This window comes from Sphaerisporangium aureirubrum, assembly GCF_042658925.1.
Lineage (GTDB): Bacteria > Actinomycetota > Actinomycetes > Streptosporangiales > Streptosporangiaceae > Sphaerisporangium > Sphaerisporangium aureirubrum.
The window spans coordinates 1-23010 of the sequence record NZ_JBHSRF010000085.1 but is presented as its reverse complement, the minus strand read 5'-3'; the positions used below and the strand labels follow the sequence as shown (position 1 = coordinate 23010).

Here is a 23010-nt window from a genome sequence, read left to right as displayed (position 1 = left end):
TCAGTCCTTCGGCACGGTCATCGGTCGCAGGAAACCGGCGGGGGTCCGCACGGGCACCCGTACAGGCACGGGAGCTGACACGGGAGCCGGCACAGAAGCAGGCACGGGAGCCGGCACGGGAGCCGGCACGGGCGAGCGGCCGCGCCGCTCCCAGAGGGCGTTGCTCACCAGGTGGAGCAGGTTGACCGTGAGGATCGCGGGGGCGACGATGCTCACCGCGTACGGCAGGTAGGGCTGGAGGGTTAGGGCGAGGATGACGGCGGTGATGCCGTTCTGCTGGCCGAGGGCGAGGTACACCCGGTCGGCCCGCGGCAGCCGCCTGGCGATGAGCAGGCCCGCGGCTATCTGCGCGGCGAACGCCGCGCCGCCGAGCAGCAGGCCGGGCCCGAGGTCGACCCCGCCGATCAGCAGCATGCCGAGCACGAAGGTGGCCGCGTAGAAGGCCACCTGGGTGATCTGCTCGGCCAGCCAGGCGATCCCGGGCCGGTAGAACAGGCCGATCAGCGCGATGCCCAGCATGAGGAACCAGGTGGCCGCGACGGCGATCAGCCCGAGCAGCACCAGCCCGGCGGCCACGCTGAACCACCGCGGCGGCGCCGGTGGCCTCCCGGGGTCCGCGGACGGCCGGTCGGGGACGTAGGAGCGGGCGAGCGCCCACAGCCCGAAGACCACGGCCGCGAAGGCGGCGTTCAGCGCCAGGCCGGTGGCGTACCCGGACAGGCCGCCCGCCGGGCCGGTCCCGCCGGCGGCGAACCCGATGAGGTAGACGGTGAGCAGCGCGGTGACGGGATCGTCGAAGGACGCCCACGCGCTGAGCAGGGCCTTGGCGCGGCCCGACATCTGGGAGCGCCCGGTGAGGGCGGCCACCGACAGCGGGTCGATCTGCGCCACGGCGACGCCGAGGAGGATCGCGGCCGGCCCGAGGCCGGAGAAGGCGTACATGACCGCGGCGATCAGCAGCGTCTTGAGCAGCACCCCGACGGTGACCGCCTCGACCACGACGCGCAGGTCGCGCACCGCCTCCCGGGGGATGCCCGACGCGCTGCCGTACAGCCCGACGGCCAGCAGGGCGCCGACCGCCCACATGTACCACGAGCCGGTGGCGACGTCGGGGGCGCCGCCGGCTCCGGCGAGCAGCAGACCGGCACAGGCGACGAGGACGACCGTGACGAGACGGCCTGCCGGGGTCTGGACGAACAGGGCCAGCACCTTCACGGGTGTCCCTCCAACCCCGACGAGGAGGCTCTCATTTCCGAGTGGTAGTTATACTAAAGCGAGGATTAGCTTTCTGCCACTAATTCGCAGTAATGAAAATGTGCACCTTTCATCACCTGCGGCTTTCAGGTCACCTACATTGGATAGGACCATTACCCCGAGGCGCGCACCCCCGCGACCGCCTCGCTCATCCGGTGCTCCGCGTAATCGACCTTGTCCTGAAACAATGTCACACCGACCATGAAATCCCCCGGGCCCGACCCCAGCCAGTGCACGAACACCGCGCCGGCCTCCACGTCCAGCACCAGCCGCTCGACGGGCGCGTCCACGACGTGCCGCAGCGCGTGCCTGAGGCGGGACAGGTCGGCCCGCAGCCGCCGGGCGATGTCCTGGTACAGCGCGCGGCGCGTGCTGAGCGTGATGTCGGTGAACCACAGGCTCAGCGCCGGGTCGCCGAACGCGTCACCGGCGTACGCGAGGGACCAGTCCTTGTAGAACGCCAGATAGTTCAGGTCCTCGGCGTTGACCGTGCCCGCCCACAGGTCGAACAGCTTGGCCTGGGACGGCGCGCCGAGCGCGGGGCCCGTCTCCACGTACGGCTGGGAGGACAGCCGGGGCCGGGGCAGCTCCCCGGCCGGGGAGCCGCCGGGGCTCTCGTCGCTCAGCCGCAGCTCGCGCACCCGGATCTCGGTGACGAGACGGCCCATGGCGCGGTCCATCGCCCCGGCCCGCTCGATGTGCAGGGTGGCGCCGACCAGGTGTTCCCCGGCCCGCAGCCGCCCGCAGTGCAGCGCGACGCCGCCGGCCTCCACCATCGTGCGCATCAGCGACCCCGACCGCAGGGCCGCCAGCGACTCGTCGAAGTCCGCCGCCCGCGCGACCAGCTGGCGCGAGACGCGGATGTACTGGTCGCGCGCCCGCTCGCACGACATGGCGAGCACGTCGGTGCAGTCCCCCGCGTCCAGGGTGTCCACCGAGAAGTCGAAGACCCCGCTGCCGAAGTGGGAGACGTAGTGGAGCGCGGGCTCGGCCTCGACGGCACGCCGGCAGTGGGCGATCAGCGTGCGGTGGGCGTCGCCGGCGTGCGGCGCCTCGATCACGTGCGCGACCCGCGGGCCGCCTGACGAGGTGGTCATGGCCGTCCCCTCCCCTGCTCCCGCCGGGCTCTCACAGTCCCGGAATCTCCAGATCGATGTCCGCCCGCGCCAGCGGGTCGGCCGGGGACTCGCCGCGCAGCCTGGCCCTGGTGTCGGCGATGTTCCTCGCCAGCAGCGCGGCGTTCGGGTGGCCGGGCAGCCCGGCGTCGCCGAACGCGACGCGGGCGGCCTCCTCCAGCGCGGCGGCCTCGTCCGTCCGTCCCATCAGGACCAGGGTGTTGGCCAGGGCCACCCGGGCGGCGATGGCCCACGGGTGCGCCGGGCCGAGCCTGCGGGCGAGCCGCCGCAGCGCGGGGCCGCCCCGCTCGGCCGCCTCGGGCAGCAGGCCGGAGTTGCGCAGGTAGGCGCCGAGCGACACCTGGCACACCACCGTGTACGGGTGGTCGGGCCCGAGCGTGTCGCGCAGGCCGGTCTGGCAGGCGGCGGCCTGGCGGGCGGCCTCCTCGTGCCTGCCGAGCGCGTCGAGGTCCGCGGCGAGGCCCGCGAGGCAGGTGAGGGTGGCCAGGTGGTGGTCGCCCTGGTGGGCCCGCAGGTCGCGCAGCACGCGCTCGTCGCGCTCCTGGGCCTCGAACGGCCGGCCGAGCCGCCGTTCGGTGACGGCCAGGCCGCTCTCGGCGCGCAGCACCTCTAGGCCCGGCCCGGCGCCCTGGGCCGCGGGGATGCCGCGCCTGCTCAGCACCCGGCTGAGCATGCTGTGCGACTCCTCCAGCATGCCGAGGTCGCGGTAGTAGCGGGCCATGGTGATGGCGGTCTGCGCCACCGCGAGGTCGCCCTCCCCGCTCAGCGCGACGCGCAGCCGCATGCGCTCCCCGGCCAGCTCCAGCGCGCGCCTGGCGTCGCCCATCAGGGCCTCGGAGATGGCGAGGTTGTGCATGGCGTCGCCGGTGCGGGGGTGGTGGGCGCCGAACAGCTCCCGCACCTCGCGCAGCACGTTGCGCTCCTCGTCGCGCGCCTCGTCGAACTCGCCCATCATGCGCAGCGCCGCCGCGTGCGACCCGGCGGTGAGCAGGGTGCGGGGGTGGTTGACGCCGAGCACCGCACGCTGGGCGCGCAGGGCGCGGAAGCTGTACCGCTCGTTGTCGCGGTGCTCCCCGCGCAGCCGGGACACCCGGGCGAGGGTGTTGAGCAGGCGCAGCGTCTGGTCGGAGTCCTCCTCCCACGCCTGGAGGGCGAGCAAGCCGATGATCTTGACCCGGTCGCGGGCCAGCCGGTCGTCCCTGCGCAGGATGTGGTCGAGCTGGCGCAGCACCCAGCGGCGCACCGGCGGACGGGCGTCCTCCCAGGGGCGCAGCGCGTCCAGGTGGCGTTCCAGCTCGGCGTGGATCCTTCCCGCGGACTCGTCCTCGGTGTCCGCCGGGGACCACGCGGCCAGGGCGAGGCGCACCTCGGCCACCACCTCGGACAGGCGGTCGCCCATGCGCTCGCGCAGCAGCTCGCCGATCAGCGGGTGCATGCGCACCAGCCGCCCCGGGCGGCCGAGGTCGGCCTTGACCAGGGCGTACCTGCCCATGGTGCGCAGCATGACGTCCACCATCAGGGGGTCGCCGAGCCGTTCCCCCGCGAGCCCGGCGCCGGGGCCGCTGAGCAGGGCCAGCATGGGGCCGGAGCGGAGCAGGCGCAGGTCGGTGCCCTGGGGGGACAGCACGGCGAACGTCTCCAGCAGCCGCAGCGCGGCGTCGCCGCCGAGGTTCTCCCGGCGCAGCGCCTTGCCGCCGATGTCGCCCGGCAGGGCTTCGAGGGCCAGCTCGAACATGACCCTCGCCCGGGTGGTGGCGCCGTGCTCGGCGAGCAGCGCGGCCTGCGCGCGGTTGGCCGCGTCGGCGAAGGTCTCCACCGCGCGGCGCACCGCGTCGCGGGGGCCGACGTTGTCCTGGCGCAGGCGCGCGACCAGGGTGGCGATCCACGCCCCGGCCAGGTCCACCAGCAGCGGGACGTGCCCGACCCTGCTCCCGGCGGCCTCGGCCTGCTCGTCGGTGAGGTCGGGCACCCGCGTCCGCAGCAGCGCCGCGCTCTCGGCGCGGCTGAACGGCGGCACCTCCGCCTGCGGCCGTTCCGCGACCCCGCCCGGACGCAGCGCGCGTCCGCGCCGTCCGGACGGCATCGACGGGTAGGACTGGCCGGGCCACGACGCCTCGGCCCGCTGCTCGGGCTCGGCCGGGCGGGCGGTGATGATGACGTGGCAGCGGTCGCGGGCCTCCGGGGTCCAGCGGAGCTGGTCGACCTGGTCGGAGGCGTTGTCGTAGACGAGCAGCCAGGTGCCGGAGCGCTCGGACGACAGGTGGCGCAGCACCGCGTCGGCGGCGTCGGCGGCGGTGGGGATGCCGAGGGCGGTGGCGAGGTCGCCGAGGGCCGCGCGGATGCTCTGCTCGTCCCCGGCGGGCAGCCACCAGACGATGTCGTACGCGCCGCCGAAGCGGCGGCAGTACTCGAGCGCGATCTCGGACTTCCCGATGCCCGCGGGGCCGTGCAGCAGGAACCGGCTGTGCGCGACGGGGCGGGCGAGCAGGGCGTCGCGCAGGCCGTCGACGGCGCGGTCGCGGCCGACGAACACGATGTCGCGGGGCGGCAGGCTGACGTGGTCGGCCGCGCCGGGGAAGCGCGGGCCGGCGAGGGTGCCCGCCGCGGGGCCGCTGACGCGCAGGCTGCGCCGCAGGGCCAGCACGGCCTCGCTCTCGGTGCGCCCGCGAAGGTCCAGCAGGGCGTGATGGCCGAGGCCCTCGGGCAGCGGGGCGTCGTCCACCACGACCATCCGCACGCCCGGGGAAGGCATGCGGCGCAGCCGGGCCGCGGCCTCCTCGTCGAGCCCGGCCGGGGAGACCACGAGCACCGCCGAGTCGTCGCCGGCGCTGACGCCCGCGAACCGCGTCATCCCCACCGCGTCGGCGCGCACGCCGTAGCGTTCCAGCTGGGCGACCGCCCATTCGGCCCACACGCGGTGGCGCGGGGTGTAGGCGATGGTGACCTGGCGCAGCGCGCCGACCCTGCCGTTGGTGAGGGTGCGTGCCAGCCGCTCGTACGCGACGCGCAGGCCGTCGGAACGGCCGGGCGGCTCGTTCAGCATGGCGAGGGTGTCGATGACGGCGTACTCGGCGGCGTAGGGGATCTCGGCGTACACGGCGGCGCCACCCGGGCCGAGGTCGGAGAAGCGCTCGGCGGCCGCGGCCCTGGCCTGGTCGAGGAACTCGGGGAAGGCGGTGTCGGCCCGGACGCCGAGGGCGATGACGTTCACCGGGCGGCCCGCGCCGCGCCGGACCCGACCGGCGAGCGCCGCGGCGCTCTCGATGGCCCGGACGTTCGGCGCGAAGCAGGCCACCACCACGTCGGCCAGGGCGGACAGCCCGTCCACCCGGATGCCGGAACCCTCGCTCGGCACGTCGACCAGGACGTAGTCGTAGGCGCCCGACCGGGCGGCGTCCCCGATCGCCCGGATCGCCGCCGCGGCACCCGGTCCCGCCAGGTCGGCGGGCAGCAGGCCGATCGTCCCCGACGCGTGGGCCGCGTGGTACCCGACCGGGATGACCTGGGCCGCTCCCGGGCCTCCGTCCGGCGGCCGGGGAGCGGGCGGGGAGACGGTGGCGCCCTGGAGGGCGTTGGCCGGCAGGAAAGGGCGCAGATAATGGTCGGCGCGGGTCGTGGAAGGGTGGGCGTCCACGATGAGGATTTTCAGCCCGGCGTCGGCGAGGATGAGCGCGACATTGATGATCGTGGTGGTTCTGCCGATATTCTCGCTGGTCGAGCAGAACAGCACGGTGAAACCGGCCAGGGGAGTGTCGGCGGGGTCGTTCATGACTCCTCCACTTCCGGGTGCCGGGGCGCCGCTCGGCCCCGGGGACAATGCGCGGTGACTTTCGGAGGCGGGCCCGCCGGCGTGCCGGTGTCCGGGCGGTTCTTTTCGGTGTCCGGAGGGCATTGTGCCCGGTCACGCGTCACTGCTGCCCCGGATTGCTCTCCGCGTAATCGTTGAAGAAAGAGCCGGCGCCCTCGGTGGCCTCCAGGTGGATGCGGCGCAGTGCCGACGCCAGCACTGAGTCCGGCATTTCGGCCACCGCGTCGAGGGAGATGCCGGAGAGGTCGACGAGATCCGACGCGAGATTATCCGGAAAAATTCCCTTGTCGCCTGTGTTCACGGCGTCACCGTGCCTCTATTGTTCCGACCGCTGCCGCGCGGCGCGAGCGTGGATTGTTTCCCGCCTCCGAATCGCCGGGCGCCGGACGGCGGGACACTGAGTCGATCATCTGCGGGCTTCCCCATCATAGCCAGGTATTGCGCGCGGCAGGTCTCACCCGCCCAGCCGGAGTACCATCTCGGGGCCTTGACGGCTGCTCGCCCGGCTGACCTACTCTTGCATTGTCAAAACGGACATGTATGGGGCGCTCCTTGATTGCTGAGCCAGGTGTGGCGGGAGGATCCGCCGGCGGCGTGTCCGGCATATCGATCGGGGAACCGGACCCCGCCCTGGAATGGCCCCATACGTTGGACGTCGACGCGCTCGCCGCCGGCGGATGGTCGCCGCGGCCGCTGCGCAATTTCATACTCAAAGTGCACAGCAGATGTGATCTGGCCTGCGATTACTGCTACATGTACCGCGCCGCCGACCAGGGGTGGCGCGCCCAGCCGAAGGTCATGACCCGGGACGTGGTCACCCGGGCCGCCGAGCGGATCGCCGAGCACGCGCGGGCGCACGGCCTGCCGCACGTCAACGTGGTGCTGCACGGCGGCGAGCCCCTGCTGTCCGGCTCCGGGCTGCTGCGGTTCGCGGTCGCCGAGACGCGGCGCGCGGCCGGGCCCGGCACCACGGCCGGGGTGTCGGTGCAGACCAACGGGCTGCTGCTGGACGACGACTACCTGCGGCTGTTCGCCGAGCTCGGCGTGCGGGTGGGGGTGAGCGTGGACGGCGACGCCGCCGCGCACGACCGCCACCGGCGCCGTGCCGACGGGCGGGGCAGCCACGCGGAGGTCGCGGCGGCCGTGCGGCGGCTGTCCGGGCGGTACCCGCAGCTGTTCGGCGGGCTGCTGTGCACCGTCGACCTGGGCAACGACCCGGTGGGGACCTACGAGGCGCTGCTGGCGTACGGCCCGCCCGCCGTGGACTTCCTGCTGCCGCACGGGAACTGGGCGTCCCCGCCGCCGGGGCTGGTGCCCGGCTCCGGGGCCACGCCGTACGCGGACTGGCTGATCGCGGTGTTCGACCGGTGGTACTCCGCCTCGCCCAAGGAGACCGGGGTACGGATCTTCGAGGAGATCGTGCATCTGCTGCTCGGCGGGACGGCGCGGGTGGAGGGCCTGGGGCTGGAGCCCATGCGGTGCGTCGTGATCGAGACCGACGGCGGCATCCAGCAGGGCGACGTGCTCAAGACCGCCTACCCCGGCGCGGCGCACACCGGCCTGAGCGTGGCCACCGCGTCCTTCGACGACGTCCTTCGCCTCCCGTCCGTGGCCGCCCGCCAGCTCGGCCCCGCCGCCCTCGCCCCCACCTGCCGCGCCTGCGCGATCCAGCGCGTCTGCGGCGCCGGCCACTACGCCCACCGCTACCGCCCCGGCACCGGCTTCGCCAACCCCAGCGTCTACTGCGCCGACCTGTACCACCTGATCGGTCACATCCGCGCCCGCCTCACCCGGGACCTCCAGCCTTTACGCCGCTCCCCCGCCGCAAGCGGAACCCCCGGCGACCCGGTCGGCGACCCGCCGTGACTCCCCGGCGGCACACCATGCCGGCCGGGTTGTTCGACCGCATCGCCGCCGGCGAGGGCGGCGGCCGGGCCCTGCGTGCCCTCGCCACCGCCGAGTACAGCAAACGCCTGATGCTCCTCCGCACCGTGGTGACCGAATCCACCACCCAAGCCCACCCCCGCGCGCCGGCCGCGCGCCGCGCCTACTCCACCCTCTCCGACCTGCAGAAACGTTCCCCCATCGCCATCCGCGAGGTCCTCTCCCACCCATCGGTCGGCACCCTGGCCAACAGCATTCTCCGCAACCTGAAACCCACTCCCCCACCCCCCGTCGCCCCTCCGCACGGCGACCCGTACCCGGGCCGGGATCCGTACGCCGGTCCGCGTCCCGACCCCCGGGTGGATCCCGGGTGGCTGGCCGCCGTCGCCGGCGCGGCGGCCGTCCGGGCCCGGGTGCCGATGTCGGTGCCGGTGCGCGTGTACGGGCAAGGGGTGATGCTGCCGTCGCTCGGGCTGGCGCAGTTCCCCGGGGCGGCCGACGGGCAGGAGGCGATCGTGCTGGCCGGGGGCGCGGGGGCGGCCGTCGCCACCGGTGACCAGGTGGTGCGGATCCCCGAGGATCCGCACGCCGAGGTGGGGCCGTGGCTGGGGCTGCGGCGGCTGGTGGTGGGGACCGGGCGGGACGCGCTCAGCCTGCTGGTGGACGACGTCGACCCGATGCGGTTCCCGCTGCGCGATCGCTGCCGCCCGCGGCTGAGCCGCGAGGAGCTCGCCGCCTGGCGGGCGGTGCTCGGGCCGGCGTGGCGTCTGCTCGTCCAGGCGCATCCCGGGGTGTCCGCCGAGGTGGCGGCCGGGATCAAGGTGCTGGTCCCCCTGCACGCCCCGCCCACCGGCACCAGCAGCGCCACCTCCCCCGCGGCCTTCGGGTCCGTGGCCCTGTCCCTCCCGCCGGACCCGGTCGCGCTGGCCCAGTCGTTCGCGCACGAGGTGCAGCACACCAAGCTGTCCGCCCTCGGCACCCTGTTCCCGATGATCGACGAAGAGGGCGAAGAGCGTTTCTACGCCCCCTGGCGCGACGACCCCCGCCCCCTCGGCGCCCTGTTCCAGGGCACCTACGCCCACCTGGGCATCGCCGCCTTCTGGTCCCGCCAGTCCCGCGCCACCCCCGACCCCGCCGCACTCCTGCACGCCCAGACCGAACTGGCCCGCTGGCGCCAGGCCGCCTGGGACGTGGCCGGCCTGCTCCTCACCAGCGGCCGCCTGACCGAGGCCGGCCGCCGCTTCACCACCGGCACCCGCCGGGCCCTGGCCGCCCTGCGCGCCCAGCCCGTCGCCCCTACCGCCATGACCCAGGCCACCCACCTGGCCACCACCCACCGCACCCGCTTCCTGCACCGCGCCACTCCCCCGGCCGGCTGACCCCGTACGGGGGACGAGCCGCGGTGCGGCCACCGATCGGAATAGGGCGGGGCCGGAAGGTCGAAAAGGTCTTGTGGGCGCTAACAGTTCAGTCACATCGACTTGTTGGAAATGTGATCGAAACGTTTGCAGCGGCCGGTCTTCTCCGCACCGGGGGCCGCCCGACCGAGGCCGGCCGCCACTTCGCCACCGGCACCCGCCGAGCCCTGGCCGCCGCGCGCACCCGCCCCGCCCCCCACAGCCACGCCCCAAGCTACCCCCTGGTCACAGCCCACCACACCCGTCACCAGCACCCCGCGGCCAGCTGATCACGCACCACATCCGCGCGCGCTCGGCGCCGGCCGGCACGCCGCCGCACGGCGGAATCCGCGCCGCGCGCGGGGCGACCCGCGGTCCGGCCGCCAGGGGAAATAAGGCGTGTCCAGAAGGTCAAAAAGGGTCTTGTGTGCGCTAACAGTTTCAGTTACGTTAACCGCTGGAAACGTGATCGATAACGTTTGCAATGGAGAGGCTCGCATGGCCGAGGTCGGTGCGCCGGTAACGATGAGTGATGTCGCTCGAGCGGCCGGCGTCTCCACCGCGACGGTGTCGCGGGTGGTGAACGGACGTTACGGCGTCAGCGCCACCACGATCGCGCAGGTGCGTTCGGCCATCGAGCAGCTCGGCTACGAGTCGAGTCTGGTGGCGACGAGCCTGCGGCGCAGCCGCACCCACGTTCTGGGTCTGGTGACCCGCACCTTCCAGTCCTATACGGCCGAGGTGCTCAAGGGCGTGATGGAGGCGTTGAGACAGTCGGGCTTCGACCTGATCATCTACGCCAACAGCGACCTCTACGAAACATATCTGGAGGGCTGGGAACAGCGGCACCTGACCCGCTTGTCGGGCACGCTCACCGACGGGTGCATCGTGGTCACCCCCTGGGGAGAGGTGCGGAGCAGCACTCCGGTCGTGGTGATCGATCCGGTGAAGGGCTCGACGGTGCCGTCGGTGACGGCGGACAACCTCGCGGGTGCGACCTCCGTGGTCGAGCATCTGCTCGGCCTGGGTCACCGGCGCATCGGATTCATCGCGGGCCGTCCCAGCCTGGCGGCCTCATGGTCGCGCGAGGAAGGCTACCGGGGAGCGCTGGCCGAAGCCGGTGTTCCGGTCGATCCGGTGTTGATCGGCAGAGGGGACTTCAATCCCGAGTCCGCGGCCCCGCAGGCGCGCGCGTTGCTGGACAGGGCGGACCGTCCGACGGCGATCTTCGCGGCTAGCGACGGCATGGCGTTGAAGGTCCTGGCGGTCGCCGAGGAACTGGGGCTCAGCGTTCCCGGCGACTTATCGGTGGTCGGATTCGACAACATCCCGGAGTCGGCGCTGGCCGGGTCGGGACTCACCACGGTGGACCAGTCGATGTACCAGCTCGGATACGAGGCGGCGCGCATGCTCAAGTCGATCGTGACCGGTGAATGGGAGGGCCGCCGCCAGATCGTGCTCCCGACCAGCTTGGTGGTCCGTGGCTCCACCGGACCACCAAGGAGCACGACGGGAGCGTGACACGCGCCCGCACAAGCCAACATCCAGGCACACCAGAGGGTCAGGTGAAAAAGACCCGCCCGTGACGGAGGTGAGACCCAGAACCCACGAGACACCCATCGAAGAATCGGGCCGACCAGCGGGTCGCATCCGCTGGCCGCCCATTTGAAGGAATGGATTTTTTGAATGATAGTGCATGACGGAAGCTCGCCCCGCACAGGTGTGCACCGGCTTCCAGCGGTGGTCATCGCCGGACTGATAGCCATCGCGGCGGTGCTGATCGCGCCGCGGCCGGCGACGGCCGACACGCCATGGCTGAGTGTTTCCGAGGACCGCTACGCGTCGTTCAGCGTCCCGGCGGCCTACGTCCAGGCCAACATGGGCACGGTGTCGCAGGTCGTCGTGGAGGGCAACTTCGGCCCTTCCGCCGCCTGGGCGGAGTTCGGTCTCACCCGCCGCGGTGACGTGTGGTCGGGGATCCTCGGCCCGCTCAAGCCGGGGCTGTACAACTACCAGGTCACCGGCGACGACACCAAGAGTCTCAAGGATCCGACGAACACCACCGTGGTGGCGTCCAAGCCTCTCCTGAGCACCTTCTTCATCCCGGGCGACTCGGCGAGCCTGCTGGCTGACGCGCCCCAGGGGCAGGGCGGCAAGATCGAGACCCTGACCTACCGGACCAAGCAGACGGAGCGGTCGGCTCTGGTGTGGACGCCGCCGGGGTATGCCCCCAAGGGCGGCAAGGGTGACAAGGGCGACAAGGGCGGCAAGCCGTATCCGGTGCTGTTCCTGCAGTCCGGCACGGACCGGAGCGCCACCGACTGGCTCGACCTCGGTCGCGCCAAGCAGATCTTCGACAACCTGGCGGCCAAGGGCGCCATCGAGCCGATGCTGGTCGTGATCGGCGACGGTGGCGGGCCGGATGACGACAAGGGATTGAAGGACCTCCGCAAGGCGGTCGGGGACGCCTACCGTGTCCACCACGACCGGGAGCACCAGGCCATCGCCGGGGTGTCCGAAGGCGGGTCGCAGGCGCTGCGCGCCGCCCTCACCGACCCGGGCGAGTTCGCCTACGCCGGCTCGTTCTCCGGCCTCCTGACGGAGGTCGCAGACAGGGGGCACGGGCACGGGCCGAAGCACAACCTCAAGCTGGTGCGTCTGTACACGGGGAACGTGACCGATCCCGCGTACAACGCGACGGTGAGCCTGACGAAGTCGCTGAACCGCGCCGGTGTCAAGTACGACTTCGACGGGGTCAACCCCGACGCCGGGGCGAACTGGAACGCCTGGCAGGAGAACCTGATCGATTTCGCGCCGAGGCTGTTCCGCAAGGTGCGGGACCAGGGTCCGAGCGCCGGCCACGGGCCGCTGAAGGGCCGGTTCGACCCGCCGGCGCCCGGCACCACCCCGACGCCGTTCGTGACCAAGGACGGCTTCGTCACCTTCGAGACCGCGCCGGACGTCAAGGACGCCAAGCACGTCACGGTGTGGGCGAACACGGCTCCCGGCGGAAGCTGGCTGCGCGTCCCGATGTCCCTTGAGGGCGACCGGTGGCGGGCGACCGTGGGACCGCTGGACCCGTGGTTCTACTACTACCGGTTCATCGTGGATCGGGTGGCGGTCAAGGACGCGTCCAACCCGACGAAGATCACCTCCGAGCCGGCCTGGAGCACCTTCTTCGTCCCCGGGCAGCGGGCGCGCCTGCTGTCCGACGTTCCCGCCGGTCAAGGCGGCAAGGTCGAGAGCCTGACGTACCAGAGCACCGTGGCGAACCAGGCCAGGACCGCGCTGGTGTGGACCCCGCCCGGCTATGACCCGAACCGCACCGAGCCGTATCCCGTCCTCTACCTCCAGCATGGCAGCGGCCAGAACTACACGGACTGGACCGAGATGGGCCGCGCCAAGCAGATCCTCGACCATCAGTTCCTCGACGGGGACCTGGTGCCGATGGTGGTCGTGATGGGCAACGGCAACTCGTCCAACTTCAACAGGGAACTGCTGGAGAACATCGTCCCGGCGGCCCGTTCCCACTACAACATCTCCAGCGACCCGTCGCGGCAGGCCCTCGCCGGCCTCTCGATGGGCGGCGGGCAGGCGATCGGCGTGCTCAAGGCGTACCCGGGTCAGTTCGCCTACGTGGCGGCGTTCTCGGCCGGGTTCGGCAGCGGCAACGGCGTCGACGCGGCGGCCATCAACAACGGGACCAAGATGCTGCGCATGTACGTCGGCGACCAGACGGACTTCGTCTACCCGTCGTTCATGGCGTCCCTGCCCACCATGAACAACCTCGGCATCCGCTATGAGTTCGACGGGGTCACCCCCGGGCCGCACGGCTGGGACGTGTGGCAGAAGAACCTCATCGACCTGGCACCACGTCTGTTCAAGCGTTAGGTAGGGCCCGTCGAAGGCTGCGCCATCGGGGCGTTCGCGCCCCGGTAGTGCTCGCCGGAAACGGGACGTACCGAGCGCACACCTGAGGATCGGCACGAAGGACAGGGCGTGGGTCATGTCACCCGCGCCCTGTCCCGGCCGATCGCTCGGCCCCAGCGGTGGCGCATGAACATTTGTGCGCCGCGACCCCCCGAAAGGGAAATCATGTCAATCAGGAAGAGAAAACTAATCGCCACCGCGGCGGCCGTCATCGCCGCCGCGAGCGTGCTTGCCGCCTGCTCCCCCGACCCCAAGGGGAACGCGGGCAACGCGGGAAACGCCGGCAATACCGGCAACGCCGGCGGGAACAACGCGAGCAGCTGCACGAACAAGATCACCAAGACGAATCTGCCGGTCGTGACGCTGTGGGGCTGGTACCCCAACATGCAGCTCGTCGTCGACAACTTCAACAAGCAGAACAACGAGGTGCAGGCCTGCTGGACCAACGTCGGCCAGGGCGGCGACGAGTACCAGAAGTTCCAGACGGCCATCTCGGCCGGCACCGGCGCGCCCGATGTGATCATGGTCGAGATGGACCGGATCCCGAACTTCCAGATCCAGAAGGCGCTCGTCGACATCAAGAAGTTCGGCTACGACAACGTCAAGGCCAACTACAGCGAGGGCGCGTGGAAGGACGTCTCGGCCGGTGACGCGGTCTACGGCGTGCCGATCGACGGCGGCCCGGTGGCGATGATCTACCGGAAGGACATCTTCGACAAGTACAAGATCACGCCGCCGAAGACGTGGGCCGAGTACGAGCAGGCCGCGCAGAAGGTGAAGGACGCGGGTGGCCCGCTGTTCGGCGACCTCGGCGCGAACGTGTCGGCTCTCACGATGGCCCTGCAGATCCAGAAGGGCGCCACCCCGTTCACCATCGACCCGGCGCAGCCGACGTCGATCGGCATCAAGCTGAACGACCAGCCGTCCAAGGACGTGCTCGACTTCTGGGGGCGCCTCGCGAAGAACGGCCTGGTCGGGAAGCAGGACCAGTTCACGCCGGAGTACATCGCCGGTGTGATCAACGGTAAGTACGCGACGTACATCTCGGCGGCCTGGGCCCCCGGGTACCTCACCGGCGCCGGCGTCGGCAAGGGCAAGGACACCGGGAAGTTCGCGGTGGCGCCGCTCCCGCAGTGGGACCCCGCCAACCCGGTGCAGGTGAACTGGGGCGGATCCGCCTTCTCCGTGACGAGCCAGGCGAAGAACCCCGAGCTCGCGGCGAAGGTGGCATACGGCATCTACGCCGACAACGAGTCGCTCACCGACGGCTGGACCAACCAGATCATCTTCCCGTTGAACGTCAACGCGCTCAAGTCCCCCGAGTTCGTGGACCTGAAGGTGAAGTTCTTCGACGGCCAGCAGGCGAACAAGGACGTCTACGTCCCCGCGGCGAACGCCTACAAGGGCATGACCTACAGCCCGTTCGGCCAGTACTACTACGACGCCATGACCAAGCAGATCAGTTCGCTCGCCGAGGGCTCCATCACCGGCGCACAGGCCGCGGACCGGCTCCAGGAGGACGTGGCGGCGTACGCCAAGGAGCAAGGTTTCACCGTTCAGTGACGAATTGGGTGGGCCACGTCCCTGGCCGGCCGGCCCACCCACGATCCTTCAGCGCCGACATCCCGGAGCCCAGAATGACCCTCCTGATTGAGGAGAACGCACCGCGCACCCAAGAGACGACGCAGAAGGTCCACGGCAAGGTGCGCCTCCGTGAGCACCTGATGGGATGGCTTTTCGTCGGGCCGTTCGCCATCGTCTTCCTGGCCTTTCTCATCGCGCCGCTCGGCTACGCGCTGTACCTCAGTCTCTTCCAGAAGAAGCTGATCGGCGGCACCAGTTTCGTCTTCCTCGGCAACTACGCGAAGGCGTTCACCGATCCGAGCTTCCTCTCCGGGGCGTGGTTCGTCATCCGCTTCTCGCTGGTCGCGATCCCGCTGCAGATCGTCATCGCGCTCGCGATGGCCCTCATCGTGGACGCCGTGACATCTCTGTTCACCCGCTTCTCCCGCCTCATGATCTTCCTGCCCTACGCGATCCCCACCGTCATCGGGGCCGTCATGTGGGGTTTCCTGTACAGCAAGAGCTTCGGGCCGCTCACCGACATCTTCGGGGTGTTCGGCGTCGAGGCACCCGACTTCTTCAGCAGGAACCTGATCTTCTACGGCCTGATCAACGTCGTCACCTGGCAGTGGGCCGGCTACTACATGATCATTATTTACGCGGCGCTCCAGGGCATCGACCCGGCGCTCTACGAGGCCGCCCGCATGGACGGTGCCGGCAGATGGCAGGTCGCGCTGCGCATCAAGATCCCGCTGATCGCCCCCGCGCTGGTCCTGATCCTGGTCTTCTCGCTCATCGGCACCCTGCAGTTCTTCAACGAACCCCAGATTCTGCGCTACCTCGCGGCCGGCACCATCGGGCCGGAGTTCACCCCCAACATGTACGCGTACCAGCAGGCGTTCGCGCTCGCGAACTTCAACTACGGATCGGCGATCTCCTTCGCCCTCGGCGGCATCGTGTTCGTCTGCGTCTACGCCTTTCTGTTCTTCACCCGTAAGCGGAGGAGCTTCTTCTGATGAGCGACCGCTCCAGCACCGCCGGACGCCGCAGGCCGCAACGCCACCTCCCCTTGCAGGTGCTCCTCGGCTTCCTGGTCGTGTACTTCCTCGTGCCGTTCTGGTGGGTCATCGTCAACAGCTCCAAGGACGCCCCCGGCCTGTTCAGCGGCGGGAACACCTTGTGGTTCACCGACCGGATCGACTACTTCGACAACCTCCAACGGCTGTTCACCTACGACGGCGGCATCTACGGCAGGTGGATCCTCAACTCCACGCTGTACGCGCTCGCCGGCGGGGTCGGCGCCACGGTCCTGGCCGTCCTGGCCGGCTACGGATTCGCCAAATACCGTTTCGCCGGCCGTCGCTTCAGCTTCGCGGTCATGCTCGGCGCGTTGATGGTGCCCTCGACGGCCCTGGTGATCCCCACGTTCATCATGTTCTCCGGGCTCGGCCTGACGAACACGATCTGGGCGGTGATCCTCCCGTCGCTGCTCAACCCGTTCGGCGTCTACCTGATGCACGTGTACGCGCGCGACGCGGTCCCCGACGAGATCCTGGACGCGGCGCGGGTCGACGGCGCGGGTGAGGTGCGGACACTCCTGCGGGTCGCGTTCCCGCTGATGCGGCCCGCGGTGGTCACCGTGCTGCTCCTGTCCGCCGTGGCGTCCTGGAACAACTACTTCCTGCCGCTCGCCATGCTCTCCGACAACCGGCTCTTCCCGGTCACCGTCGGACTCGGCGTCTGGCAGGGAATCGCCTCGGCGAACAACTCGGGCAGCACCTCCCTGTGGAGCCTCATCATCCTGGGGGCGCTCGTGTCGGTGATCCCCCTCATCATCGCCTTCTTCACCCTCCAGCGGCACTGGCGCGGCGGCCTGTCCGTCGGCGGCCTGAGATAAGGATCCGCGGTCCGCGGGCTCTGCCCGCGGACCGCGTGACGAGGAGGGCGCGCCGCGCGGGGAGCGGCGGCCGGTGGGCAGGTCAGTCGTTGAGGTGCTGGCGGAGGTACTGGTCCACCTGGTCCAGGGCGATGCGCTTCTGGGCCATGGAGTCGCGTTCGCGGATGGTCACGGCGTGGTCGTCCAGGGTGTCGAAGTCGACGGTGATGCAGAACGGCGTGCCGATCTCGTCCTGGCGGCGGTAGCGGCGGCCGATGGCGCCGGCGTCGTCGAACTCGACGTTCCACCGGCGGCGGAGGGCGGCGGCGAGGTCGCGGGCCTTCGGGGAGAGGTCGGCGTTGCGGGACAGCGGCAGGACGGCGGCCTTCACCGGGGCGAGGCGGTGGTCGAGGCGCATCACCGTGCGCTGTTCCATGACGCCCTTGGCGTTCGGGGCCTCGTCGACGGTGTAGGCGTCGATCATGAAGGTGAGGGTGCAGCGGTCGACGCCGGCGGCGGGCTCGATGACGTAGGGGACGTAACGCTCGCCGGACTCCTGCTCGAAGAACGACAGGTCGGTGCCGGAGGCCGCGGCGTGGGTGCTGAGGTCGAAGTCGGTGCGGTTGGCGATGCCTTCGAGCTCACCCCACTCGGTGCCGGTGAAGTTGAAGCGGTACTCGATGTCGACGGTGCGCTTGGAGTAGTGGGACAGCTTGTCCTTGGGGTGCTCGTACATCCGCAGGTTGTCGCGGTTGATGCCGAGGTCCACGTACCAGGCGAGGCGCTCGTCGATCCAGTACTGGTGCCACTCCTCGTCGCTGCCGGGCTTGACGAAGAACTCCATCTCCATCTGCTCGAACTCGCGGGTGCGGAAGATGAAGTTGCCCGGGGTGATCTCGTTGCGGAACGACTTGCCGATCTGGCCGATGCCGAACGGGATCTTCTTTCGGGAGGACTGCTGGACGTTCAGGTAGTTGATGAAGATGCCCTGGGCGGTCTCGGGCCGGAGGTACGCGAGGCCGGATTCGTCCTCGACGGCGCCGAGGTAGGTCTTGAGCAGGCCGTTGAACATGCGGGGCGTGGTGAACGCGCCCTTGGTGCCGCAGTTGGGGCAGGTGAGATCGGCCAGGCCGTTCTCGGGGGCCCGGCCGCCGTGCTTCTCGGCGTAGGCCTCTTCGAGGTGGTCGGCGCGGTAGCGCTTGTGGCAGGACTGGCACTCGGTCAGCGGGTCGACGAACTCTTTGACGTGACCGCTGGCCTCCCACACCTCACGGGCGAGGATCACCGAGGAGTCGAGGCCCACGATGTCGTCCCGGCCCTGGACCATGGACCGCCACCAGGCGCGCTTGACGTTGTTCTTGAGCTCGACACCGAGCGGACCGTAGTCCCAGGACGCGCGCAGACCGCCGTAGATCTCGCTCGACGGGTAGACGATCCCGCGGCGTTTGGCGAGGCTGACGATCGTGTCCATGATGTCGGTACGGCGGGCCATCAAGAATCTCCATCCGGCTGGCGGTCGGGGTGGGGCTGAGAGTGGATCAAAGGGGCGCGTCACCTGCCCGATCTCCCCCACAAGCTTAGGGGACCTCGCGACACGACCCGCCCACAATCCACAGGCACGCCACACGGGCTGGGTCAGGGCTCGCTCACCACGACCTCGAAGGCGCTGGGCTCGTTGAGCATCAGCGTCATCAGAGGGTACATCTCCATGCGGGCCGCGGACAGGGCCCTCCGGTAGAACCCCGCCCCCTCCCATCTGCTCACCAGCGCCCACAGCTCCGGCTCGTCGGCGGACCGGCCGAGCTGGCCGTCGCGGTAGCCGTCCTGCAGCGAGAACAGTTTCAGGATCCCCGTCGCCGACGCGACGAACTCGCCGGTCCTGGCGTCGGGCACCGAGTATCTGATGAAAGCGAGCATGCCGCTCAGCATGCCAGCCCGGGGGCACCGCCCCCGCCACGCGACCCGCCCGCGATCACGAAAGCCCAGGCCCGGGTCCCCTGCCCGGCCCCGGCTCAGCCCGCCGAGGCCACCGCCCGGCAGGTGGGGCAGGTACCGAAGACCTCCACGGTGTGGGTGATCGCGCTGAAGCCGTGCTCGGTCCCCACCGTCTCGGCCCACCGCTCGACGGCGGGCCCGGCGACCTCCACGGTGCGGCCGCAGCCCCGGCACACCAGGTGATGGTGGTGGCTCCCGGTGGCGCAGGCCCGGTACACCGACTCGCCGTCGTCGGTGCGCAGCGTGTCGACCTGGCCGGCGTCGGCCAGCGACTGCAACGCGCGGTACACCGTGGTGAGCCCGATCTTGGCGCCGTCCGCCCGCATCTGGGCGTAGATGTCCTGCGCGCTGCGGAAGCTCTCACTGCCGGCCAGCACCTGCCGCACCGCTTCCCGCCTGCTGGTCATGAACCGGCCTCCACCCCGGCCGCCCTGCTCTCCATCACCCGGCCGCGTTCCAGCCCGGCCACCCGGCCGCGCCGCACGAACCGCCCGGCGACCAGGGCCACCGCGAAACCGGCCAGCGCGAGCAGCACGATCGCCGCGCCAGGCGCGACGCCCGCGTAGAACGCCGTGGTCAGGCCGCCGACGGTGGAGACCACGCCGAGCAGCATCGCCAGCAGCATGGTGGCGGTGAAGCTCCGGGTGATCTGCTGCCCGGTGGCGACCGGCACCACCATCAGCGCGCTGACCAGCAGCAGCCCGACCACGCGCATCGCGATGACGACGGTCAGCGCGGCGGTGATCGCGATCAGCAGGCTGAGGAAGCGCACCGGCAGGCCGTTGACCCTGGCCACCTCCTCGTCCTGGCAGAGCACGAACAGCTCGCGCCCGAAGACGGCGACCACGCCGAGCACGAACGCCGCGAGGACCGCGATGACCCACACGTCCTGCGCGGTGACGCTGCTGATCGAGCCGAACAGGTAGGAGGTGAGCGTGGAGTTGCTGCCGCCGGGGGCCAGCCCGATGAGCAGCACGCCGCCCGCGATGCCGCCGTAGAACAGCAGCGCCAGCGCGACGTCCCCGGTGGTGCGGCCCCGGGCGCGCACCAGCTCGATGACGACCGCGCCGAGCACCGCCACGATCACCGCGGTGAGCACCGGCGCGGTGCCGGTGAGGAAGCCGAGGGCCACGCCGGTCAGCGCGACGTGGCCGATGCCGTCCCCGAGCAGCGCCAGGCGCCGCTGCACGACGAACACCCCGACCGCCGGGGCGGCCAGCCCGACCAGCAGCGCCGCGATCAGGGCCCGCCACATGAAGTCGTACTGCAGCATCTCGATCATCGGGCCGCTCCGGGGTTCATGGGGCCGCCGGAGACGTCGTAGGCGTGCGGGTACACCTGCTCGTGACCCGGGCGGGGGTGGCATCCGGCGTCCTGGACCGGCCGGCCGTCGTGCGTGATCACGCCGTCGCGCAGGACGATCGAACGGGTGATCAGCGAGGCGAGCGGGCCGAGCTCGTGGGTGACCAGCAGGACGGTGCGCCCCTGGTCGACCAGCCCGGTGAGGGTGGCCGCGAGCTGCCGCTGGCTGACGGCGTCCACCCCGGCGGTCGGCTCGTCCATGACGAAGGTGTCCGGCTCCCCGGCCAGCGCCCGCGCGATCAGCACCCGTTGCTGCTGGCCGCCGGACAGCCACCCGACGGGGTCACCGGCCCGGTCGGTGAGGTCCACGGCGGCGAGGGCGCGGGCGACGGCCGCGTGGTCCTCGGGCCGGGCACGCCGCAGCCGGCCGCGCCTGGCGATGCGGCCGGAGGCCACCACCTCGCGCACCGTGGCGGGCACGCCGCCGCCGACCGACAGGCGCTGGGGCACGTAGCCGATGCGCCACCAGTCGCGGAAGCGGGCGGGCGGCACGCCGTACAGCTCGGTGGTGCCGCCGGACAGCGGGATCAGGCCGAGCAGCGCGCGGATCAGGGTGGACTTGCCCGAGCCGTTGGAGCCGAGGACGGCCACGACCTCGCCCGCGGTGATCCGCAGGTCGACGCCGCGCAGCACGGGGCGGCCGTCGAGACCGACCTGGCCGCCGGACATGGCGAAGGCCACCGGCGCGGCCGGAGCGGAACTCCGCTCGGACACGCCGGTCGCCTGGACTGATGGGGTCATGAGCATCCAAGTGCGCTGCGAAGGACTGTGAGGTTCGCGCGGGCCGCCGACAGGTAGTCACCCGTCCGCGGACGGCTCTCGATGGGGTTGAGCACCGCGGTCTTGGCGCCGACCTCCTTGGCGAGGACTTCGGCGACCTTGGGGCTGACGAGTTCCTCGGTGAAAATGGTAGTCACCCCCTCCTGTCGCGCGATCCGCGACACCTCGGCCAGCCGCGCCGGGGACGGCTCGGCCTCCGGGTCCAGGCCGCTGATGCCGACCTGCTTGAGGTGGTAACGGTCCGCCAGGTAGCCGAAGGCGGAGTGGCCGGTGACGATGGTGCGGCTCTCGCAGGTGGTCAGCCCCGCGCGCAGCTCCTCGTCCAGCGTGCCGAGCTCGGCCGCGGCGGCCTTGGCGCGCTCGGTGTACCCGGCGGCGTGCGCGGGGTCGGCCTGGCCGAGCCGCTTGCCGAGCTCGGTGACGGCGGCGGCGAGGCGGGCGGGGTCCAGCCAGACGTGGGGGTCGTACGACGGCTTCTCACCGCCGTGGCCCTCCTCCTCGTCGCCCGTGGGGGGCAGCGTGGTGATCGCGGCGGCGGCGTCGAAGGCCTTGCCCTCGGCCTGCTCGCCGACGGCCTCGTCGACGGCCGGCTGGACGCCCTTGATGTAGACGACGAGGTCGGACTGCTCGACGGACGCGATCTGGCGCGGGTCGAGCTCCAGGTCGTGCGGCTCGACGCCCGGCTGGGTGAGGGTGGTCACGGTGGCGTCCGGCCCGGCGACCTTGGCCGACATCCACTCCAGCGGGTAGAACGCGGCCAGGATGCGGGGCTTGCCTCCGGCGGCGGCGCCCCCGTCCGGGGTCGCGCCGCAGCCCGCCAGCAACACCCCCGCCCCGATCAGCGCGGCGACCCCGGCGGGCCACCCACGGGCACGGCGGGCGGGCCTGGGGGTCTCATCGGCCTGACCAGGCCGGGTGGAACGGAGGGAACGGTCGTGCGCGCTGGTCGAGTCGAGCAAGCCACACCTGGACGAAAAGGGCATCACCCTACCGAGTATGCGGCAGAATGAAAACGGTTGTCAAAACCACCTAGATGAGGCCGAAGCGATCGGGCCCCGCGGAGGCCTGCGTGATCACCTCTCGGAACCCACTAGAACAGCCCGAAACGGTCGGCCGCCAGCAGGATCAGGAACGTCGCCAGGGCGATCCGCAACAGCCTCGCCCCTCTGCCCAGCGACGGCCACGACATGTACCCCAGCCAGGCCACGAAGCCGAGCACCGGCAGCACGGCGACGCCGCCCCGCCAGTCGGGCACCGCGAAACCGACCAGCAGGAGCACCACCAGCACCACCGGGGGCACCCAGCGCGGCAGCCCGTAGAGGTAGACCAGGGGCGCCGCGCTCTTGCGCTCCACCGCCCGCCGGGTGCCCGTGGCCCCCGGGGTGGTGAAGTGTTCTCCCCTGGGCAACGGCCGCTGCCCTCGGGGCCGTGCCGCTCCCGCCCCGCGCGCCAGCGGGTGGGGGGGCACCTTTCGTGACGGCTCGGCGGCGCCCCCGCGTCCCTGGCGGGAGGACTGAGCGGGCGAGGACTCGGATTCACGCTTGTCGGCCACGCTTCAGCCTAACGTCGCCACCCGCCCGCGGCGGCCCCGCGGGCGGGTGACGGAATCGGTCGCGCGGGCGGGGGTCCGCCCGCGCGGGGTCAGGCGGGAGTGCAGGTGACCTGAGACGGGACACCGTTCGCGCCGTTCCAGGAGCCGTTGAAGCCGAACGAGGTGGAGGCCCCGGCGCCCAGCGCGCCGTTCCAGGACAGGTTCGCCGCCCTGACGGCCGCGCCGCTCGCCGTGTACGAGGCGCTCCAGAGCTGGGTGATCGTCTGGCCGTTCGGGAACGTCCAGGCGACCGTCCATCCGGAGATGCCGGTCGAGCCGGTGTTCCTGACCGTCACGGTGGCCCCGAAACCGGTCGGCCACTGGTTGGTCACGGAGTACACGGCGGTGCAGGCCCTACCCGAGGGGGTGGGAGTGGGAGTCGGGGTCGGCGTGGGGGTCGGCGTGGGAGTCGGGGTGGGGGTGGGAGTCGGAAG

Annotated in this window: 20 protein-coding genes; 8 read left to right on the top strand and 12 right to left on the bottom strand. The window is 71.3% G+C overall.

Annotation, left to right across the window (positions count from 1 at the left end; all coding sequences use genetic code 11):
* The 4 genes from ACFP1K_RS34870 to ACFP1K_RS34855 form a co-directional block, all read right to left on the bottom strand.
* A complete protein-coding gene (locus ACFP1K_RS34870; protein WP_380761540.1) occupies nt 1–1215 on the bottom strand; it encodes a hypothetical protein in 1215 nt (404 codons plus the stop codon).
* Between the two features lie 152 nt (nt 1216–1367).
* Complete coding sequence (locus ACFP1K_RS34865; RefSeq protein ID WP_380761538.1) at nt 1368–2351, bottom strand: hypothetical protein; 984 nt, start codon at nt 2349–2351, stop codon at nt 1368–1370.
* A 31-nt stretch (nt 2352–2382) separates the two neighbouring features.
* A complete protein-coding gene (gene fxsT, locus ACFP1K_RS34860) occupies nt 2383–6159 on the bottom strand; it encodes an FxSxx-COOH system tetratricopeptide repeat protein (protein ID WP_380761536.1) in 3777 nt (1258 codons plus the stop codon).
* A gap of 139 nt (nt 6160–6298) precedes the next feature.
* Complete coding sequence (locus tag ACFP1K_RS34855; RefSeq protein ID WP_380761534.1) at nt 6299–6499, bottom strand: hypothetical protein; 201 nt, start codon at nt 6497–6499, stop codon at nt 6299–6301.
* A 293-nt stretch (nt 6500–6792) separates the two neighbouring features.
* Here ACFP1K_RS34855 and ACFP1K_RS34850 point away from each other — a divergent pair, with 293 nt between their 5' ends.
* The 8 genes from ACFP1K_RS34850 to ACFP1K_RS34815 all read left to right on the top strand — a co-directional run bounded on the left by ACFP1K_RS34850 (nt 6793) and on the right by ACFP1K_RS34815 (nt 16869).
* Nucleotides 6793–8064 carry an FxsB family cyclophane-forming radical SAM/SPASM peptide maturase gene (locus tag ACFP1K_RS34850; protein ID WP_380761532.1) on the top strand — a complete coding sequence of 424 codons (1272 nt, stop codon included), beginning with the start codon at nt 6793–6795 and terminating at the stop codon, nt 8062–8064.
* Nucleotides 8065–8081: 17 nt separating this feature from the next.
* Complete coding sequence (locus tag ACFP1K_RS34845) at nt 8082–9461, top strand: HEXXH motif domain-containing protein (protein ID WP_380761530.1); 1380 nt, start codon at nt 8082–8084, stop codon at nt 9459–9461.
* A gap of 113 nt (nt 9462–9574) precedes the next feature.
* Nucleotides 9575–9769, top strand: a complete 195-nt coding sequence (locus ACFP1K_RS34840) for a hypothetical protein (protein WP_380761528.1) — start codon at nt 9575–9577, stop codon at nt 9767–9769.
* A gap of 208 nt (nt 9770–9977) precedes the next feature.
* Nucleotides 9978–11000, top strand: a complete 1023-nt coding sequence (locus tag ACFP1K_RS34835; RefSeq protein ID WP_380761526.1) for a LacI family DNA-binding transcriptional regulator — start codon at nt 9978–9980, stop codon at nt 10998–11000.
* Between the two features lie 165 nt (nt 11001–11165).
* Nucleotides 11166–13370, top strand: coding sequence for an alpha/beta hydrolase-fold protein (locus ACFP1K_RS34830; protein ID WP_380761524.1), 2205 nt, complete (start codon nt 11166–11168; stop codon nt 13368–13370).
* A 204-nt stretch (nt 13371–13574) separates the two neighbouring features.
* Entirely contained in the window at nt 13575–14972 is a 1398-nt protein-coding gene (locus ACFP1K_RS34825) for an ABC transporter substrate-binding protein (RefSeq protein ID WP_380761522.1), read from the top strand.
* 74 nt (nt 14973–15046) lie between these two features.
* On the top strand, nt 15047–15988 hold the full coding sequence (locus ACFP1K_RS34820; protein ID WP_380761520.1) for a carbohydrate ABC transporter permease: 942 nt from the start codon (nt 15047–15049) through the stop codon (nt 15986–15988).
* Nucleotides 15988–16869 carry a carbohydrate ABC transporter permease gene (locus tag ACFP1K_RS34815; RefSeq protein WP_380761518.1) on the top strand — a complete coding sequence of 294 codons (882 nt, stop codon included), beginning with the start codon at nt 15988–15990 and terminating at the stop codon, nt 16867–16869. The genes ACFP1K_RS34820 and ACFP1K_RS34815 overlap by 1 nt, the downstream gene beginning before the upstream one ends.
* Before the next feature lie 82 nt (nt 16870–16951).
* On the opposite strand, the gene ACFP1K_RS34810 is transcribed toward ACFP1K_RS34815, so the two are convergent.
* The 8 genes from ACFP1K_RS34810 to ACFP1K_RS34775 form a co-directional block, all read right to left on the bottom strand.
* Nucleotides 16952–18340 (bottom strand): glycine--tRNA ligase, encoded by a 1389-nt coding sequence (locus ACFP1K_RS34810; RefSeq protein WP_380761516.1) that lies wholly within the window; start codon nt 18338–18340, stop codon nt 16952–16954.
* Between the two features lie 143 nt (nt 18341–18483).
* Nucleotides 18484–18765, bottom strand: coding sequence for an antibiotic biosynthesis monooxygenase family protein (locus ACFP1K_RS34805; protein ID WP_380761514.1), 282 nt, complete (start codon nt 18763–18765; stop codon nt 18484–18486).
* Nucleotides 18766–18860: 95 nt separating this feature from the next.
* Entirely contained in the window at nt 18861–19250 is a 390-nt protein-coding gene (locus ACFP1K_RS34800) for a Fur family transcriptional regulator (protein ID WP_380761512.1), read from the bottom strand.
* A complete protein-coding gene (locus ACFP1K_RS34795) occupies nt 19247–20125 on the bottom strand; it encodes a metal ABC transporter permease (RefSeq protein WP_380761510.1) in 879 nt (292 codons plus the stop codon). The genes ACFP1K_RS34800 and ACFP1K_RS34795 overlap by 4 nt, the downstream gene beginning before the upstream one ends.
* A complete protein-coding gene (locus tag ACFP1K_RS34790) occupies nt 20122–20946 on the bottom strand; it encodes a metal ABC transporter ATP-binding protein (RefSeq protein WP_380761508.1) in 825 nt (274 codons plus the stop codon). Before ACFP1K_RS34790 ends, ACFP1K_RS34795 begins: the two co-directional genes overlap by 4 nt.
* A complete protein-coding gene (locus tag ACFP1K_RS34785; protein ID WP_380761506.1) occupies nt 20943–21944 on the bottom strand; it encodes a metal ABC transporter substrate-binding protein in 1002 nt (333 codons plus the stop codon). Before ACFP1K_RS34785 ends, ACFP1K_RS34790 begins: the two co-directional genes overlap by 4 nt.
* 131 nt (nt 21945–22075) lie before the next feature.
* On the bottom strand, nt 22076–22453 hold the full coding sequence (locus tag ACFP1K_RS34780; protein ID WP_380761562.1) for a DUF6703 family protein: 378 nt from the start codon (nt 22451–22453) through the stop codon (nt 22076–22078).
* Nucleotides 22454–22626: 173 nt separating this feature from the next.
* Nucleotides 22627–23010 (bottom strand): cellulose binding domain-containing protein (locus tag ACFP1K_RS34775; protein WP_380761504.1); only part of this gene is annotated, 384 nt, incomplete at its 5' end.